The following is an 18,863-nucleotide window of genomic DNA, read 5'->3' as shown; positions in this document are numbered from 1 at the left end:
GTTTCAGGGGAGATCCATGAAGAGAACCATCTTTGCCGTTGCGCTTAATCACCAGAGCCAGATCCAGGCCTGGGACGCCGCCTTTCACCAGCCTCCTTACCAGACGCCGCCCAAAACGCCGGTCTGGTTTATTAAACCGCGCAATACCTGGCGCACCAGCCATCAGACCATTACGCTGCCGGCGGGTGAGCAGACCTTTAGCGGCGCGACCCTGGGGCTGGTGATTGGCAAAAAAGCGCGTCGGGTGACGCAGGCCCGGGCCGGGCAGCATATCGCCGGTTTTGTGCTGGCAAACGAACTGAGTCTGGCCGAAGAGAGCTTCTATCGCCCGGCGATTCAGGCGAAATGTCGCGACGGTTTTTGCCCGATAGGAGAGATGGCGCCGCTTAGCGACAGTAGCGCGCTGGAGATTGTCACCGAGGTGAATGGCGAAGAACGTCAGCGCTGGTCTACGGCGCAGCTCCGGCGAGGCGCGGAGGAGCTGGTCGCCGCCCTTAGCGATTTCGCCACCCTGATGCCGGGCGATATTATTCTTATGGGAACACCCCGGCAGCGTATTGCGGTGACGGCGGGCGATGAGGTGATTGTTCGGGCTGCCGGGCTAACGGCGCTGGTCAACCGCTTCGTTGATGAGCAGACGCCGCAACCGCAGCCGCAAGAGCAGGGGCATCCCACCTTCTTCGCTCTTGGCCTTAACTACGCCGACCATGCCAGCGAGCTGGACTTTAAGGCGCCGGAATCACCGCTGGTTTTTATTAAAGCTGCCAATACCCTGACTGGCGACCACGCCGTCAGCGTGCGCCCGGACAATGTCGACTACATGCATTATGAAGCGGAGCTGGTGGCGGTTATCGGCAAAGTCACCCGTAACGTCTCTCGCGAGCAGGCGCTGGACTATGTCGCCGGTTATACCCTGTGTAACGACTACGCGGTGCGCGACTATCTGGAAAACTACTATCGCCCCAATCTGCGGGTAAAAAGTCGCGACACCCTGACGCCGCTGCATCCGACCGTGGTGGCCCGTGAGCGGGTGCCGGACGCCCAGAATCTGACCCTGAAGACCTTTATCAACGGCGAACTGCGCCAAAGCGGCACCACCCGCGACATGGTATTCGACGTACCTTTTCTGGTCTCCTGGCTCAGCCAGTTTATGACGCTACAGCCTGGCGACATGATAGCCACCGGCACGCCGAAAGGGCTGGCCGATGTCCGGCCCGGCGATGAAGTGGTGGTGGAGATAGAAGGCGTGGGGCGCCTGACCAATCGGATCGTCAGCGAACAGCAGTTTGAGGAGAGCCTGAAATGAACAAGATTAACCACTGGATTGACGGAAAAAACGTTCCCGAACGCGACTACTTCACTACGGTCAACCCGGCTAACGGCGAGGTACTGGCGGAGGTCGCCTCCGGTGATGGACAGGCCGTAAATCAGGCGGTGGAAGCGGCAAAACGCGCCTTTCCGAAGTGGGCCAACACGCCAATGAAAGAGCGGGCGCGCCTGATGCGTCGCCTGGGAGAGCTGATTGACCAGAACGTGCCGCAGATTGCCGAAATGGAAACCGCCGACACGGGGCTTCCGATTCACCAGACTAAAAACGTGCTGATCCCCCGGGCTTCGCACAACTTCGAGTTCTTCGCCGAGGTGTGCCAGCAGATGAATGGTCGCAGCTACCCGGTGGATGACCGGATGCTCAACTACACCCTGCTGCAACCGGTGGGCGTGTGCGCGCTGGTGTCACCGTGGAATGTTCCCTTTATGACCGCCACCTGGAAGACCGCTCCCTGCCTGGCGCTGGGCAATACCGCGGTACTGAAGATGTCGGAACTGTCGCCGCTGACCGCCGACCGGCTGGGAGAGCTGGCGCTGGAAGCCGGGATCCCCGCGGGGGTGCTGAATGTGGTGCAGGGCTACGGCGCCAGCGCCGGCGATGCTCTGGTGCGTCACCATGACGTACGTGCCGTCTCGTTTACCGGCGGCACCGTCACCGGTCGCAGGATCGTGCAGAACGCCGGGCTGAAGAAGTTTTCTATGGAGCTGGGCGGTAAGTCGCCGGTGCTGGTGTTCGAAGATGCTGATATCGAACGGGCGCTGGACGCCTCGCTGTTCACCATCTTTTCGCTGAACGGTGAACGCTGCACCGCCGGGTCACGCATCTTTATTCAGCAGAGCATCTACCCGGAGTTCGTGAAGCGCTTTGCCGAACGCGCTAACCGGCTGCGGGTAGGCAATCCCACCGATCCCGATACCCAGGTGGGGGCGCTGATTAGCCCGCAACACTGGGAGAAAGTGTCCGGCTATATCCGTCTGGGAATTGAAGAGGGGGCCAGGCTGCTGGCGGGCGGCCCGGATAAGCCCCAGGGGCTGGAGCACGGCAACTTTCTGCGCCCGACGGTGCTGGCGGATGTCGATAACCGAATGAGGGTAGCGCAGGAGGAGATTTTCGGGCCGGTGGCCTGCCTGCTGCCCTTTAAGGACGAAGCGGAAGGGCTGCGGCTCGCCAACGATGTGGAGTACGGACTGGCGTCCTATATCTGGACCCAGGACGTCAGCAAGGTAATGCGCCTGTCGCGCGGCATTGAGGCAGGCATGGTATTCGTCAACACCCAGAACGTGCGCGATCTGCGCCAGCCGTTTGGCGGTATTAAGGCATCGGGTACCGGCCGGGAAGGGGGGGAATACAGCTTCGAGGTCTTTGCCGAGCAGAAGAACGTCTGTATCTCGTTTGGCGACCATCCGATTCCGAAGTGGGGCGTATAGGCCTCATGCTCAAAAGGAGCAAGTTATGGGTAAGTTAGCGTTGGCGGCCAAGATAACGCATGTTCCCTCCATGTATCTTTCGGAGCTGCCCGGAAAACATCACGGCTGTCGCCAGCAGGCGATCGACGGGCATCATGAGATCAGTCGCCGCTGCCGGCAACTGGGGGTAGATACGCTGATCATTTTCGACACCCACTGGCTGGTGAACAGCGCCTATCACATCAACTGCGGCAGCCACTTTAAGGGCACCTATACCAGTCACGAGTTGCCGCACTTCATTCGCGATATGGAATATGAATGCGATGGCAACCCGGTACTGGGGCAGCTTATCGCCGATGAAGCGGTGGAGATGGGGGTTCGCGCCAGAGCGCACGCTATTAATTCCCTGACCCTGGAGTACGGCACTCTGGTACCGGTGCGCTATATGAACGGCGATCGCCACTTTAAGGTGGTGTCTGTCTCCGCGTTTTGTACCGTGCATGACTTTGCTGACAGCCGCCGCCTGGGGCAGGCGGTTCGTCGCGCCATTGAAAAATACGACGGCACCGTAGCGGTACTGGCCAGCGGCTCGCTTTCGCATCGCTTTATCGACGACCAGCGGGCCGAAGAGGGGATGAATGCCTGGACCCGCGAATTCGACGAGCAGATGGATAAGCGGGTGGTTAAGCTGTGGCGCGAAGGTAAGTTCGCGGAGTTCTGCCGCATGCTGCCAGAGTATGCCGCTTACTGCTACGGCGAAGGCAATATGCACGATACCGTGATGCTGATGGGGCTACTGGGCTGGGATCGCTACACCGGCCAGGTGGAGTTTATTACCGAGCTGTTTCCCAGCTCCGGCACCGGGCAGGTGAACGCCGTGTTCCCGCTGGAAGGCTGCCCGCAGTCAGCGCCTGAACCTGTTCGGGCGGAGGGATAACCGATGCCGCACTTTATTACCGAATGCACCGAAAACATCCGCGCCGAGGCGGATCTACCGGGCCTGTTTAAACGGGTTAACGACCTGCTGGCGGAAAGCGGACTCTTTCCGTTGGGCGGCATTCGCAGTCGCGCCCACTGGGTGGATACCTGGCAGATGGCGGACGGCGCTCACGACTACGCCTTTGTCCATATGACCCTGAAAATTGGCCATGGCCGTAGCCAGGAACAACTGATGCCGGTGATGGAGCGACTGTTCGCCTGCATTCGCGAACACTTCGCTGACCTGATGGCGCGATGCTATCTGGCGCTGTCACTGGCGGTGGAAGAGCTCCACCCGCAGCTCAATTTTAAACAGAACAACGTCCATGCGCTGTTTCGCAAGGAGTGATGCATGCTGAATGACCAAACCGTCGCGCTGCTGGCGGATGAATTAAACCAGGCGGAGAAAGGGCGCGAGCAGATCCGCCAGCTGTCGTTGCGCTATCCGGAGATGACCATTGAAGATGCCTATGCCGTTCAGCGCCGTTGGGTGCAGAACAAAATTGCCGAAGGGCGGGTGCTCAAAGGCCATAAAATAGGCCTGACCTCGAAGGCGATGCAGGCCAGTTCTCAGATTGACGAGCCGGACTACGGCGCGCTGCTGGACGATATGTTTTTCGACGATGGCGGCGATATTCCGGCCGATCGCTTTATTGTGCCGCGTATTGAGGTGGAGCTGGCTTTTATTCTGGCGAAACCGCTACGCGGGCCGAACTGCACGCTGTTTGATGTCTATAACGCGACCGATTACATCATTCCGGCGCTGGAGATTATCGATGCCCGCTGCCATAGCGTCGACCCGGAATCCGGCCGCCCGCGTAAGGTGTTCGACACTATTTCCGACAACGCCGCTAATGCCGGAGTGGTGATGGGGGGGCGGCCCATTCGTCCCGATGCCCTGGATCTGCGCTGGATTTCCGCGCTGCTCTATCGCAACGGCGTGATCGAAGAGTCCGGCGTGGCGGCGGCGGTACTGAACCACCCGGCCAATGGCGTGGCATGGCTGGCGAATAAACTGGCGCCCCACGATGTGCAACTGGAGGCCGGGCAGGTGATTCTGGGCGGCTCCTTTACGCGTCCGGTGCCGGCCCGCAGGGGGGATACCTTCCAGGTGGATTACGGAAATATGGGGTCGATTAGCTGCCGCTTTGTCTGAGGAGATGCGATGTTTACCAATACCTTTAAACAGGCGCTGCGTCGGCGCGAACCACAGATTGGCTTATGGCTGGGGCTGGCTAATAGCTATAGCGCCGAACTGCTGGCTGGCGCTGGTTTTCACTGGTTGTTGATTGACGGCGAGCATGCGCCTAACGATGTGCGCTCAATCCTGGGACAGCTTCAGGCCATCGCGCCATACGGCAGCCATCCGGTGGTGCGACCGCCGTGGAACGATCCGGTGGTGATCAAACAACTGCTGGATACCGGAGCCCAGACCCTGCTGATCCCGATGATTCAGAACGCCGACGATGCCGCCAGGGCGGTCAGCGCCTGTCGCTATCCGCCCAACGGCGTTCGGGGCGTGGGCAGCGCGCTGGCCCGCGCTTCGCGCTGGAATCGGGTGGCGGACTATATTCAGCGCGCTGATGAGCAGATCTGCGTGCTGGTGCAGATTGAAACTCGCCAGGCGGTGGAAAATCTGGATGCGATTCTGGCGGTGGACGGGGTGGACGGCGTGTTTATCGGCCCGGCTGACCTCAGCGCTGATATGGGCTATGCCGGGAATCCTGGGCACCCCGAAGTTCAGGCAGCGATTGAATCCTGTATCACGAAAATCCAGGCGGCAGAAAAAGCGCCCGGCATTTTGATGGCGAATGAAGCGCTTGCCAGACGCTATCTGGAACTGGGCGCGCTCTTCGTCGCCGTCGGGGTGGATACCACGCTGCTGGCCCGCAGCGCCGAGGCGCTTGCCGCCCGTTTTATCACGCCGCCGACGCCGCCTGTTCACGCGGATAAATCGGTCTACTAGCGGGCCGGAAACAGAGGATGGAAACCATGGCGCACCACGGATTACATACCTTTGAAAATATCAATATCGGTCAGGAGTACGATGCGCGCTACGCCCGTGATGATGTGCACTACGAAACCTTCGCCCGGCTGGCGAACTTCTTCGGGCGCGATATGCGCCCCCACTGGCACGATCGCTATTTTCAGATGCACTTTCTGGCGACCGGCAGGATCACCCTACAGCTGGACGATCACTTTTATGCCGTGCGGGCGCCGCTGTTTGTGCTGACGCCACCGTCGGTGCCGCACGCCTTTTTCACCGAGCCGGACAGCGACGGCCACGTATTGACCGTGCGCCAGGAGCTGGTCTGGTCGCTGGTGGAAAAACTGTGGCCAACCAGTAGCGAAGCGATTAGCAGCCGGGGAATCTGCCTGTCGCTGGAGTCATCTCCCGAAACGCTGGCAGCCCTGAATCACTACTGGCCACTGATCGCCGGGGAGTTCCGTTGTCAGGAGCAGGGCAGGGAACTGCTGCTGAATAATATGGCCCAGGCGGTCTTTACGTTACTGCTGCGGGTGGCGCTGCCGAACGATGCGTCGCTGTGCAGCGTGCGCGGCGAAATGCGGCTGTTCCAGCGCTTTAACCGACTGGTGGACGAGGCGTTTCGCCGCCATCTGACGGTGCCGGAATACGCCCGACAGCTGGGCGTCAGCGAATCGCGGCTGACCGAGCTGTGTCGCCGCTTTTCCAACCAGTCCCCCAAACGGATGATACTGGAGCGTATGGCCCGGGAAGCCCGGAGAATGCTGCTCTATAGCTCACATAGCGTGAATCAGATAGCCCTGAGCCTTGGCTATAAAGATCCCGCCTATTTCGCCCGCTTTTTTCATCGAATGGAGGGGTGTTCCCCTACTCGCTATCGCAGCCGTTGAATAGGGTAGCTGCGGTTATCGACTGCATGATCGGTATAAAGAGGCCGCCGTCGCGGCGTTTTTGTGCGTCCGAATCTCACCATCCCTGCAAAAATGGCGCGTTTTTTGACCGCGATCGCACTTTACCTGGGCCCGGGGAAAAGTACTGGTGAACGCCTGAAAAGTCTCTTCCGACACTGTCCGCTCATGCCTAAATTTAGTTAACCGAAACAAAACATATTATTAACAATTTTCCACAGTGACGAGGCAACCATGAAACCAGAACAACATCGCACTGCCGATAATCGGCCCTTTACCGGAGAGGAGTACCTGAAAAGTCTGCAGGACGGGCGTGAGATTTATATTTACGGTGAACGGGTTCAGGATGTCACCACACATCCGGCATTTCGTAACGCGGCAGGATCGGTGGCGACGCTGTACGACGCGCTCCATGCTCCGGAAAGCCATGACAATCTGTGCTGGCAGACTGACACGGGTAACGGCGGCTATACTCACCGCACGTTCCGCTTCGCTCGTTCCGGCGCTGAAATTCGCCAGCAGCGTGATGCCATCGCCGACTGGTCGCGTCTGAACTATGGCTGGATGGGGCGCACACCGGACTATAAAGCCGCCTTTGCCTGCTCGCTTGGCGCTTACCCCGAATACTACGGCGACTTTGCCGATAACGCCCGCCACTGGTATCAGCGGATCCAGGAAGCCGGTCTTTACTTTAACCATGCCATCGTTAATCCGCCTATCGATCGCCATAAGCCCAGCGATGAGGTTAAGGATGTCTATGTCCAGGTGGAGAAAGAGACCGATGCGGGTATTATCGTCAGCGGCGCCAAGGTGGTGGCCACTAACTCGGCGCTGACCCACTACAACTTTATCGGCTTCGGTTCGGCTCAGGTGATGGGGGACGATCCCCGCTTCGCGCTGATGTTTGTGGCGCCAATGGACGCTGACGGCGTGAAGCTGATTTCCCGCGCCTCCTATGAGCTGGTGGCGGGGATGACCGGTTCGCCTTTCGATTATCCGCTCTCCAGCCGCTTTGATGAAAATGATGCCATTCTGGTGATGGATAACGTGCTGATCCCCTGGGAAAACGTGCTGATCTACCGTGATTTCGATCGCTGCCGTCGCTGGAGTGTGGAAGCGGGGTTCGCTCGCCTTTATCCGATGCAGGCCTGTGTGCGTCTGGCGGTAAAACTCGATTTCGTCACCGCGCTGCTGCAAAAGAGCCTGGAGTGCACCGGCGTCGTGGAGTTTCGCGGCGTGCAGGCGGCGCTGGGGGAAGTGGTGGCCTGGCGTAATCTGTTCTGGTCGCTGAGCGACGCCATGTGGGCTCAGGCACATGAATGGCGCAACGGCGCCTGGCTGCCAGATATGCAGGCGATGCAAACCTACCGCGTAATGGCGCCCATGGCCTACAGCAAGATTAAAAACATCATTGAAAGCAACGTCACCAGCGGCCTTATCTATCTGCCGTCCAGCGTGCGCGATCTGAATAATCCGGAGATCGACCGCTATCTTTCCCGATACGTTCGTGGCTCTAACGGTATGGATCACGAGCAGCGTATTAAGATCCTCAAGCTGATGTGGGACGCCATCGGCAGCGAGTTCGGCGGTCGTCATGAACTGTACGAAATCAACTACGCCGGTAGCCAGGACGAAGTGCGTCTGCAGTGTCTGCGCCACGCCCGCAGCAGCGGCAATATGGACAGCATGATGGAGATGGTGGATCGCTGCATGGCGGACTATGACCGCGACGGCTGGAAAGTGCCCCGCCTGCACAACAATGACGACATTAATCAACTCAACCGCATTGCGAAGTAATGGGAGGTGACCATGTCTGATAGCGAACAGCAACGTTTACTTTTCCGCGACGCGATGGCGAATCTGCCAGCCGCCGTGAATATTGTCACGACCAGCGGCAAGGCAGGTCGCTGCGGCATTACCGCGACGGCGGTCTGCTCAGTAACCGATACGCCCCCGACGCTGATGGTGTGTATTAACCGCAACAGCGCTATGAATCCGGTCTTCGAACGCAATGGGGAAATGTGCGTCAATGTGTTGAGCCATGCTCAGGAAGAGATGGCGCGCCACTTTGCCGGAATGACTGGCGTTACTATGGAGCAGCGCTTTGCACTGGAAGGCTGGCATGAAGGCGTGAGGGGGCAGCCTGTGCTACATCAGGCGCTGGCGAGTCTGGAAGGCGATATTCGCGAAATCCAGAGTATTGGCACCCACTTTGTCTACCTGCTGGACGTTCGCCATATTCGCGTAGCGCAGGAAGGTCATGGGCTTATTTACTTTCGCCGCCGTTTTCATGTCACGCCGCACGAAGAGATGATGGTATCGGCATAGTGCTATATCCGCTCTCCCTGGCGGGAGAGTATGGAGTCATACAGGAAACCGGTTTACAGGCGCTGGTCATGATATATCAGCGCTTTTAATTATATTTTTGGTAATATTTCTGCCGCTGTCGGTATATGTTAAAAATTTTCTGTTACTTTGAGGGACTCTTCCCGATTGACCAGGAAAATACCCCGCTCCTTGTTCCTGAAAAAGAAATATTCTTATTCACGGTGGCGATATCCTCTGCTTTCCGACTACGCCTGTTTACTTTTTCTTGTTAGCCATGCAAAGTCACTGCTGTTACTGAGTTTTAGCAGGGAAGTGAGAAAACAAGATGATTTCAGTATTACTTGCTGACGATCATCCGGCTATCTGTTTTGCGCTAAAAGTGCTGCTGGAAAAAGGCGGTGAATATGTCGTTACAGACTCGTCGGGTGAAAATCTTATTGCACAACTGCACCGTAGTATGCCTCAACTGCTGATTCTCGATCTGGATCTGAAAAACGCCAATGGTCTGGATCTGCTACCGCGAATTAAGCAGCATTTTCCATTAATTAAAATTCTGGTTTTCACTAATCAGTCGGCCCATATTTATGCTCCTCGCACATTACAGGCGGGGGCCGATGGTTTTATTAATAAAAGTCTGCCGCTGGACTCCGTAGAGTCGGTATGCCGGTTAATTATGGCCGGTTATCACTGTTTTCCCGGCGGGGTGTATGAACAGATAGCGGCGCCAGAGGCACGTAGCTGCGACGCGCAGCAGCTGCTGGCGCGTTTTTCCGATCGGGAAATAGCCGTCCTTAACTATCTGAAGCAGGGAAAAACCAATAAAGAGATCGCCGACAGCCTGGCGTTGAGTAATAAAACCATCAGCACCTATAAAGCGCGGATGCTCAAGAAAAGCGGCGTTGAGGAACTGGCGCAGCTGTTCGAGATGCTGGCGAGCGAGGATGATTCGTGAGGGCATTGATTCTGCTGCTGGTGTTGTTAATGGCGCTGCCCGGGCAGGCGGCTGAACAGGGTCAGCCGCTTCAACTGCTGGCCCGCAGCCAGGAAGCGGTTATCGATCCTGGTCTGACGACCGCCGAATGGCGCTGGGTGCGCGAACATCGCAAAATTCGGCTCGCTGTCTGGCAACCGATGTCGCCACCTTATGATATTACGACCGGCCTGAATGATTATGGCGGCATTAATGCCGACTTCCTTGGGCTGGTCGCCGCCAGCCTGGGAATGGAAATCCAGGTTATCCGTTATCCGGACTATGCCGATGCGCTGGCGGCGCTGCGCCAGGGCGATGCCGAGTTCCTTGCCCAGGCGGGCGACAACCAGCGCAGGGATGGACTGCTGCTGAGTAAAGCCTACAGCCCGAATATGGCGGTGGAGGTGGTTAATGCCGACAGCGAACGTCAGGACGCGGTACATAGCGTGGCTATTTCCCCGGTTTACGATACGGCGCAAATTATGGCGCGCTATCCCGGCGCTCGGGAAGTTAGCTTTTCATCGGCCCGCCACGCCATGGAGTCGCTGGCGTTTCGCAAAATCGACCTGTTCTTTTGCGATGCCATTACCGCTCGCTATCTGATAAGCCAGTCTAATTTGAGTAACCTGAACCTGCGGCCCGTGACCCTGATACCGCCGCCGGCCGGCTTCTCGTTTGCCGCGCTGCCGTCCCTGCGCCCCTGGATTACGATTCTGAATAAAGTAATTGGCGCGCTGCCGGAAAGCGCGGGCGTGGAAATCCATCGGCGCTGGAATGGCGGCATTCCGCTGTCGCTGAGTGAGCATCAGCCGGTATTTACTTCGCTGGAGCATAAGTGGATCGCTGAAAATCGTAATATCCGGGTGGCAGTGGCGCAGGACAACGCCCCGCTGGCGATGTTCGACGATGCCGGTCATCTGCGTGGCATTATCGCTGATATTCTGACGGCGCTTCAGCTGCGTACCGGTTTTACTTTTGAGATCCAGCGCGTTTCTTCACTGGAAGAGGCGCTGGAATCGGCGAAAGCGGGGCGTAGCGAACTGGTAGCGGGGGCGGCTCAGGAAGGGATCTGGCAGGCCGGACTGCTGACCACCCGATCCTGGCTCTATAACTCCTGGGTGATGGTGGGGCGGGCCAATCATGGTTCTGGTTCGGCCCGGCGGGTGGTGGGGCTGCGTGGTGAGATGCCCCAGGGCTGGCTTCAGCGTCAGGACACCAGTCAGGTCGAGCGGGTTAATAGCTGGCGTGAAGGGCTTCAGCGGGTGGTAAAGGGTGACAGCGATGTGATGGTGATGCCGCTGATTGTCGCCAATGCTCAGCTTGCCCGGCGGGAATTCTCCGGGCTGAAGATTCTGGCTGGCATCGATACCGAACCGCTGCGTTTCGCCTTTGGCGCGCCCCGTCAGGCCTGGCCGCTGATCGCTATTCTGAATAAGGCGCTGATTAATATCCCCCCCGAAGATTTACATGCCCTGACCCGTAATGGCTATGCCGGCAACAGCTTTTCGTCGAAACCGACGCGGGAAGGGCGTGGTGCCTGGATTATCGCGCTGGCCGCAGGCGTGCTACTTCTGGTGGTCATGGCGCTATGGTTGCGGCACCGACGTCGCAATGAACTGACGGCGCTGCTTGAGGCGCTACCGGCGCCAGCATATCTGTGCGATCCGCGGGGGCGTCTGCGGACGGGCAACCGGGCGCTGTGCGATGCGCTTGGCGTTAGCGTGTCGGAACTGCGCGGCGCTGAACTCTCGAACTGGTTTGCGGATTTGACACCTTCGCAGCGAGGAGCGTACCAGATAGTGTCATACAGTAACCGGTTACTGCGGTTGTGGCGCGCCCCGGTGCCGGGGCAACGCTACAGTATTGGCGGTTGGGTGGACGTTACCCGCGAACGGCGGACGCTTCAGGCGCTGCGCAGGGCGAAGCGGCGTGCCGACAGCGCAAGTCAGGTGAAGAGCGCTTTTCTCGCTGCCATGAGCCACGAGATTCGTACGCCTATCGGCGCCATTATTGGCATGCTGGAATTGGTAATGCAGCGTCGCGACGACGAGCAGGCTAACCAGCAGTCAATCCGCATCGCGTGGGATGCGGCTCAGTCCCTGCTGCTGCTGATCGGCAATATTCTTGATGTATCGCGCATAGAGTCCGGGCGCCTGGTGCTGTGCCCGGCCCGGGCATCGCTGCGCACGCTTATCGCTTCGTCGGCAGCGCTGCTGGAAGGACTGGCCCAGAACAAAGGGCTGCGTCTTGGGCTGGAGCTTGACGCCGGACTGAATGTAGATGTACTGGCCGATGCCACACGCCTGCGGCAGATTATCGTCAACCTGGTGGGGAATGCGATTAAGTTTACCGACAGCGGGCATGTCACGCTGCGAGCCTGGCCAGAGCAGGAGGAGCGCGACAGTCTGACGCTACGGTTGGAAGTGGAAGATAGCGGGGCGGGGATCGATGACGCCACGCTGCAGCGTCTGTTCCAACCTTTTGAGCAGGGTGACGGCAACCGTATGGCCCAGGGCAGCGGGTTGGGGCTTTATATCTGCCGGACGCTTGCCCGGATGATGGGTGGCGATGTCGGGCTGGAAAGTCGCCCGGGAGAAGGTACTCGCGCCACGGTGAGCGTAACGCTTCCTACTCTGGCGGCGTTACCAGAGACCGAAGGCCCAGAGGCCGCCGTGTCCCGCAGGCGTCCGGCGCTGACGCTGCTGATTGTTGACGATAACCCCGCCGGACGAATGCTACTGGGTGAGCAGCTTGCCTGGCTGGGACATCGCACTTTTCGCTGCGCCAGCGGTGAAGAGACGATAGCGACGCTGGCACGCGAGCGGGTCGATGCGGTGATTAGCGACTGTAATATGCCGGGCATGGATGGTTATACGCTGGCGCGTACGCTGCGTCCGCTCTACCCGGAGCTGCCGATATTCGGCGTGACGGCCGATGCCCGCGAGGCGGTGCGTGAAGCGGCGCGCGACGCCGGAATGACCGATTGCCTGTTTAAACCGGTGACGCTCAATATGCTGGAGGCGCTGCTGGCGCAGCTCCCTGCCGGGAAGGAGGTGCCGGATGCGCCGTTCGCGATGGAAATCGATACTGATACGCTCCCGGCGGCGCTGCTGGAAGGCGAAAACCTGACGGTTTTTCTGACGCTGCAAATTTCCGTGCTGGACGAAACCCTGACGACGCTGGAACGTTGGTATACGCAGAAAGAGACGCCGTTACGCGAGGCGCTGCACCGCCTGCGCGGCGGAATTCAACTGCTGGGCGTTCGCGAGCTGGAAGTACTGTGTCGTCAGCAGGAACGGGCAACGGATGAGGCGGGGGTTCGGCGTCTGGAGACGCTGATTCGTAGCCTGAAAGAGGCGCTACAGCGCTGGCAGGAGACAGGACTACAGCCGGTGAAGCCGGTCCTACAGGAAGATGAGGAACGGGGAACGTCGTAACTACCTGCGTGGTCAGGATATTCTTTTTCACGACAGGAGATAGCCGGTCATCAGGCGACCAGGCTCTCATCATCAATAAATGGAGATAATGTGATGAAAAAATTAGTAACCGTTCTGGCTGTTGTTGCTTCCCTGGGTGCTATGGCTTCTGCGCAGGCCGCAGAGAGCTGTGCTGCGAAAGAAGCCGCGCTGCAAAAAGAAATCCGTATCGCGCAGCAGTATGGCAACGCCTATAAAGTTGCTGGTCTGAAGCAGGCTCTGGCTGAAGTTAAAGCACACTGCACCAACGCCAGCGTTAAGGCTGATGCACAGAAGAAAGTTACCAAGCTTGAGAAGAAGCTGGCTGAAAAACGTGACGATATCGCGGAAGTTCAGGCCGATCTGCGTGAAGCTAAAGCCAAGGGTAAGGCTGATAAAATTGCAAAATATCAGCGTAAACTGGCTGAAAAGCAGGCTGACCTGCGTGAAATTCAGCAGGAGCTGAACCAGGCTCGCGCTGAACTGGCTGCCCTGAAGTAAGTCTCAGCCGGGCGCGATTCCCGGAACGCTGAGAAACACAGCGGAGAAGGCGTTAACGCCTTCTCCGCTGTTTCTCGTCGCGCCTGCCCTGTCTATGGCTCTCCGACTCTTTCTGACATTGCCCTTTGTGCTGCTGGCGCTATCCGCATTTGCCAACGAGCGCACGTGGATCATTCTCAATAATGATTATAAAGGGGGAATATTCCTCGATTTTCACGGCCAGCAACCCTGCCTGACGCGCCCGCTGATGGAAGAATGGGGCGTTATTATGCCGTTGCTTGATAGGCTGACGTGGGACGCTCGCGGCTGCCTGACGGCGCAATCGGCGCAGGAATATCATTTGCAATACTGGTATCAGCCCGATGCCGATCTGCTGACGCTGCTGTTTCCCGAACCGGCCATTAATGCGCAGCAAAATGGGGTTAGCACCAGCCGCTGGGACGATGGTATCACGGCGCTGTTCATGAACTACCGCCTTGACGTCGATAACCAGCGGGCCCGTGATCGCTGGGATACGCCAGGTACCGACGCGACGCTGAAGCTGGATAATGGCCTGAATGTTGGTCCGTGGCGCCTGCGCTATAGCAACGTTTTGTGGCGGGAAAAGGAGGGACAGCACGGTTCGTACAGCGATTCCGTAGCGCTGTGGCGCAGTATCACGCCGTTACGGGCGAGGCTGACCTTTGGTGACGGTAATACTTCATCTAATATGTTTGATTCCTTTACCTTTCGCGGAATATCCCTTTCCAGCGATCAGGCGATGTTTCCCGATAGCTGGCGCCCCTGGACGCCATGGATTAACGGTTACGCCCGCACTGAAGCGGAAGTCACCATTCACCAGAACGGCCAGCGGGTATACCGCATTCACGTGCCGCCAGGCCCTTTTACCATTCGTGATTTCTATCCGCCGGACACCCAGGGCAATCTGGAACTGACCATTCAGGAGAGCGACGGCACGGAACGTACGCGTCTGTTGCCCTATTCGATCATGCCTAACCTGGTACAGCACGGTCGGTTCAGCTACGAGCTGGCGGCGGGGCGCTATAAGCCTTACCACGGCATGGAGTCACAACGCGATCGCTTCTGGCAAAGCACGCTTTCGTGGGGAGTGGCGCCACGGCTGACGCTGTTTGGCGGTCTGCAACAGGGGGAGCGCTATGTCAGTCCTGTTGCAGGCGTAGGAGGTAATCTGGGAGGCTGGGGAGCGCTGTCGGTGGATGTCAGCCACGCGCGCTATACCCAGGCGCAACAGAGCCAGCGCGGTTCGGTCTGGCGCCTGCGCTATGCCAGGGCGTTTTTGAACACTCAGACCAGCCTTAACGCCCAGTTTCAGTGGTATCCAGACGGCAGTCAGTACCGTACTTTCGAAGAGAAAATCAGCCGTGCCGGAATGCTGAAATATGGGCTGGATGATGATACCACCCGTAGGGCGATGCAGGGGAAGCTGGAAATTAATCAGAACATCGGCGAAGACTCCAGCTTGAGCCTTTCATGGAACTGGACCAAAGGGCGTAATGGGGCCGGAAGTCGTCAGAGCCTGGAGATGAGTCTGGATTATGACTGGCAGGATCTGGACGTCAGCCTGTACGGCGGCTATCAGCGTTATCCGGGGATGTCGGGAGAGAGCACCCTCGGTATCAATATCAGCATTCCGTTGAGCCTGGGAATGCGCACCGTCAACGTCGGCTATGTTTCCGATCTGGCCAGCCACGGCAATGATAGCCACGGTGTGAATATTTACGGTTCGGCGCTGGGCGACAACAGTCTGCGCTACGATCTGACGGCAAAGCACGAAGTGCACGGTAATGATGCTCTGGAAACTTCGCTGGGCTGGCAGTATAACGCCGGGGAAATGAATGCCAGTCTGGTACGCAGCGGGCGCCAGCGTGACCTGCATGCCGACGTTAGCGGCAGCGTGGTGCTGTTCGACGGCGGTATCGCGCTGGGGCAAACTCTGGGGGGCACTTCGGCGCTGGTTGAAGTGCCGGAAGTCTCAGGCGTTGGATTTTATAACCAGTTCGGCACTACGACGAACGGCGATGGCAGGCTACTGGTTAGTTATATGACTCCCTGGCGCGTTAATAGGGTGACTGTGGATACCTTTAGCCAACCGGAAGAGCGACATTTCCCGGTCAGCGAACGGGAAGCGGTCCCTACCGACGGCGCGATACTCTATTTACGTTTTCCGGTGCCGGACTGGCGCCCGGAAACGACGTCATCAGATAGGGTTAACAAATAGTCTTTGCAGGCAGACTCGGTGATTCCGGGTAACCTGTGCCATTCAGCGTCGCAGAGCCTGGCGCTGTGCTGTTTAAAAATGGTGAAGTATTACTTGCTATCCCCATTATTAATTCCTGCTTTCTGAACCAGCCAGAGGTAAATAGAGGTGCTAGATTTTAAATTTATTACGATACTCACCAGGAGCCAGTCCGACGTATCGTAAAAATAATCGCCTGAACGCGCTATGGTCTGCATACCCTACCTCCCAGGCTATTTTGTCTACAGGGTCACGGGTGGTTTCAAGTAAATAGCGTCCATGACTTATTCTGAGTCTCTGGAAGTATTCTTTAGGCGTATATCCCGTCGCTTTTTTAAATCGTCTCAGGAATGTGCGGGGGGACAATTTTGCAATAGTGGCCAATTCGGTCTGGAGCACTTCATGGCTATAATTTTTACTCAACCAGCGTTGTACATTTAGAATTTGCTTGTCGCCGTGATTTTCTTTGGGAGTAAACATTATATACAGACTTTGTTGCCTGCCGGGCGGGTCAATGAGCGCCATTTTCGCTGTATCCAGCATCAATGCGGCCCCAAAAAAGCGATCGATTAATCTTAGCCCTAAATCTGTCCAGCTAAATGCTCCGCCAGCAGTGATAATATCGCCGCCGTCAATGATAAGTGAATTGATATCAAGCTCTGCCAAAGGAAATCGACGCGAAAACGTATCAGCATACATCCAGTGTGTGGTCACTTTCCGGCCATTTAACAGACCCGTTTCGGCGAGCAAAAAGGCGCCTGCGCATACCGAAGCCAGAATACATCCACCGCTCTGAAGTTGCCTTAGCCAGATACTGTATTTGTCTGCATTAGCTGAGAAGTCTGGTTCATTAAGGCTGGGAGGAATGATCATCACTGCTGGCTGTGAGATGTCTGCGGGAGATGAATCGTAGACCTTCAGGGGGCGATTTTCCTTATGCTCCCATTTCCAGTGGCTTATCTTAGGTAATTTTTCTGCATATGCGATGCTGGATAACGCCACTTTCTGGCAAAACAGAAAAAGGTCGGTAAGGCCCCAAATAGCTGATTTTTGGGCCCCTTCATAAATCAGGATACCAATTTCGATAGTTCTTTTAGCCACGCTTTTACCTGTTATATAACGTCAAATTATCCTCTGTGACTATACTCGATTTATTACGCCAGGTGCTTGTCATTTTTGACATTAATAATGTCAGAAATGACACTTACCGTATTATGAGGGGCATACCATACTTTACACAACTTAAGCGTTTCCCGCACAGGGCACGACGAATGTGCCGACGGGATGCTAATGGCATATAGCAGCCTCATACGGAGTTCTCTCATGACTAAAGTACTTATTGTTATCGATCTGCAAAATGACTATGCAACCGGCGGTGCTATGGCGCTGAAAGGTATTGAAGCGGCTGTAGCTAATGCTGCTGCCATTATTGCGGATGCGCGCAAAAAACATATCCCGGTAATTCATGTCCAGCATGTATTCCCTAATGGAGAGATGCATTTCTTCAAACCAGATACGTTCGGGGTTGAATTCCAGAAAGAAGTGGCACCGGCGCCAGGGGAAGATGTCGTGGTGAAAAATTACATAAACTCATTCCTGAAGACGACATTGCAGGAAGTTCTGGATAAATATGGCGCGACCGAATTAACTATTATCGGCGCGATGAGTCATATGTGTATTGATGCCTGCACTCGTGCGGCTGTTGACTTTGGTTATCCGGTGACTGTAGTCCATGATGCGTGTGCTACCCTTGATCTGGAGTTCAATGGTGTAAAAGCACCAGCTGAACATGTTCATGCAGCATATATGGCAGCCTTAGCGTTTGCATATGCACAGGTAAAATCAACGAAAGAATATCTGTCAGCCTGATTTTTAATGGCAGATCATAGCATTACAGAGTCCGGTATGCTGGAAAGTGTATCGGCTCTTTAGGCATTTCCTGTCTCTATTATATTGGTATAGATATCATAAAGTGGCTTCTATATCGTAGGTTTCATTCCATTATCTTTGCGAAGGGAATAGTCATTTTGACAGTCTATTGTCAATAAGACAGCTACAGCGGTGTCATTTTGACTGCTGTGTAGTCGGAGCCTGATTCTTTAAATTCATATAAATCAGATAATTAAAAAGATGGCACGGCTGTTGCTTTATCAGGGTAACAACCGATACGATTAAGACGAGGTATAACTGATGGCTTCCCGTATTCCTGCAAACTTTCGCCACACCCGCTCCACGCCGTTCTGGACAAAAGAGACGGTGCCCCAGGCGTTACTGACTCACCATAACACCAAAAAAGGGGTTTACGGGCGGCTGTCGGTGATGAGCGGCGCCGTGAAATATTACGGCTTTAAGGATGAGCATGCCAGCGAGCCGGAGATGAGCGTGGTGATTAACGCCGGGCAGTTTGGCATCAGCCCGCCGCAGTACTGGCATCGTATTGAACTGCTGACTGAGGATACGGTGTTCAATATCGATTTCTTTGCCGATCCCGAAGAGACGCTGGAAGGGGAAGGGTTTCGCCAGGTAGTGCATACGCCGCCGAAGCAGTAAGGTTTATCAGGCGATGGTCAGCAGAGTATGGTGGCCTGGCAGGCTGTTCCGCTCATTGTTGGGAAGCTCCCTTTCCCGTTTCGGGAGAGGGCCGGGGTGAGGGGGACAGGCGGCTCCGGCGCCCTGTTTCAGAACAAAAGCGGCGGAATATGACGATGTAGTGGGCTGTTCCGTTCACTGCCGGGAAACTCCC

General features: G+C 56.6%; 16 protein-coding genes. 15 read left to right on the top strand and 1 reads right to left on the bottom strand.

Annotated elements, in window-relative coordinates:
• The first annotated feature begins 16 nt into the window (after positions 1 to 16).
• From V3W49_RS17930 to V3W49_RS17870, 13 genes are all read left to right on the top strand, one after another.
• A complete protein-coding gene (locus V3W49_RS17930; protein ID WP_500147322.1) occupies positions 17 to 1,306 on the top strand; it encodes a fumarylacetoacetate hydrolase family protein in 1,290 nt (429 codons plus the stop codon).
• On the top strand, positions 1,303 to 2,757 hold the full coding sequence (gene hpaE, locus V3W49_RS17925) for a 5-carboxymethyl-2-hydroxymuconate semialdehyde dehydrogenase (protein ID WP_500147320.1): 1,455 nt from the start codon (positions 1,303 to 1,305) through the stop codon (positions 2,755 to 2,757). Before V3W49_RS17930 ends, hpaE begins: the two co-directional genes overlap by 4 nt.
• A gap of 25 nt (positions 2,758 to 2,782) precedes the next feature.
• Entirely contained in the window at positions 2,783 to 3,673 is an 891-nt protein-coding gene (gene hpaD, locus V3W49_RS17920) for a 3,4-dihydroxyphenylacetate 2,3-dioxygenase (protein ID WP_500147319.1), read from the top strand.
• Between the two features lie 3 nt (positions 3,674 to 3,676).
• Positions 3,677 to 4,063, top strand: a complete 387-nt coding sequence (locus V3W49_RS17915) for a 5-carboxymethyl-2-hydroxymuconate Delta-isomerase (protein WP_500147317.1) — start codon at positions 3,677 to 3,679, stop codon at positions 4,061 to 4,063.
• A 3-nt stretch (positions 4,064 to 4,066) separates the two neighbouring features.
• Positions 4,067 to 4,870: a 2-oxo-hept-4-ene-1,7-dioate hydratase gene (gene hpaH / locus V3W49_RS17910; protein WP_500147316.1), complete on the top strand. Its 804-nt coding sequence runs from the start codon at positions 4,067 to 4,069 to the stop codon at positions 4,868 to 4,870.
• A 9-nt stretch (positions 4,871 to 4,879) separates the two neighbouring features.
• Positions 4,880 to 5,680: a 4-hydroxy-2-oxoheptanedioate aldolase gene (gene hpaI / locus V3W49_RS17905; RefSeq protein ID WP_500147315.1), complete on the top strand. Its 801-nt coding sequence runs from the start codon at positions 4,880 to 4,882 to the stop codon at positions 5,678 to 5,680.
• Positions 5,681 to 5,706: 26 nt separating this feature from the next.
• On the top strand, positions 5,707 to 6,591 hold the full coding sequence (gene hpaA / locus V3W49_RS17900) for a 4-hydroxyphenylacetate catabolism regulatory protein HpaA (RefSeq protein WP_500147353.1): 885 nt from the start codon (positions 5,707 to 5,709) through the stop codon (positions 6,589 to 6,591).
• A gap of 252 nt (positions 6,592 to 6,843) precedes the next feature.
• Positions 6,844 to 8,406, top strand: a complete 1,563-nt coding sequence (hpaB, locus tag V3W49_RS17895; protein ID WP_500147313.1) for a 4-hydroxyphenylacetate 3-monooxygenase, oxygenase component — start codon at positions 6,844 to 6,846, stop codon at positions 8,404 to 8,406.
• Between the two features lie 12 nt (positions 8,407 to 8,418).
• The gene (gene hpaC, locus V3W49_RS17890; RefSeq protein ID WP_500147312.1) at positions 8,419 to 8,937 is read left to right on the top strand and encodes a 4-hydroxyphenylacetate 3-monooxygenase, reductase component; all 519 of its coding nucleotides are present in this window, start codon (positions 8,419 to 8,421) and stop codon (positions 8,935 to 8,937) included.
• A 325-nt stretch (positions 8,938 to 9,262) separates the two neighbouring features.
• On the top strand, positions 9,263 to 9,889 hold the full coding sequence (locus tag V3W49_RS17885) for a response regulator (protein WP_500147311.1): 627 nt from the start codon (positions 9,263 to 9,265) through the stop codon (positions 9,887 to 9,889).
• A complete protein-coding gene (locus tag V3W49_RS17880; RefSeq protein ID WP_500147310.1) occupies positions 9,886 to 13,344 on the top strand; it encodes an ATP-binding protein in 3,459 nt (1,152 codons plus the stop codon). Before V3W49_RS17885 ends, V3W49_RS17880 begins: the two co-directional genes overlap by 4 nt.
• Before the next feature lie 93 nt (positions 13,345 to 13,437).
• A complete protein-coding gene (locus V3W49_RS17875) occupies positions 13,438 to 13,863 on the top strand; it encodes a DUF1090 domain-containing protein (protein WP_500147309.1) in 426 nt (141 codons plus the stop codon).
• 94 nt (positions 13,864 to 13,957) lie between these two features.
• Positions 13,958 to 16,102 carry a fimbria/pilus outer membrane usher protein gene (locus V3W49_RS17870; protein WP_500147308.1) on the top strand — a complete coding sequence of 715 codons (2,145 nt, stop codon included), beginning with the start codon at positions 13,958 to 13,960 and terminating at the stop codon, positions 16,100 to 16,102.
• 150 nt (positions 16,103 to 16,252) lie between these two features.
• On the opposite strand, the gene V3W49_RS17865 is transcribed toward V3W49_RS17870, so the two are convergent.
• Positions 16,253 to 17,221: a GlxA family transcriptional regulator gene (locus V3W49_RS17865; protein ID WP_500147307.1), complete on the bottom strand. Its 969-nt coding sequence runs from the start codon at positions 17,219 to 17,221 to the stop codon at positions 16,253 to 16,255.
• Positions 17,222 to 17,443: 222 nt separating this feature from the next.
• Between V3W49_RS17865 and V3W49_RS17860 the strand changes: the two genes are divergently transcribed.
• Together V3W49_RS17860 and V3W49_RS17855 are read left to right on the top strand one after the other, a co-directional pair.
• On the top strand, positions 17,444 to 17,989 hold the full coding sequence (locus tag V3W49_RS17860) for a cysteine hydrolase family protein (RefSeq protein WP_500147306.1): 546 nt from the start codon (positions 17,444 to 17,446) through the stop codon (positions 17,987 to 17,989).
• Positions 17,990 to 18,310: 321 nt separating this feature from the next.
• Complete coding sequence (locus tag V3W49_RS17855; protein WP_500147305.1) at positions 18,311 to 18,670, top strand: TehB family protein; 360 nt, start codon at positions 18,311 to 18,313, stop codon at positions 18,668 to 18,670.
• The last annotated feature ends 193 nt before the right edge of the window (positions 18,671 to 18,863 follow it).

This window comes from Rosenbergiella sp. YN46 (assembly GCF_036620675.1).
Lineage (GTDB): Bacteria > Pseudomonadota > Gammaproteobacteria > Enterobacterales > Enterobacteriaceae > Jejubacter.
This window is presented reverse-complemented; position numbering and strand designations above follow the sequence as displayed.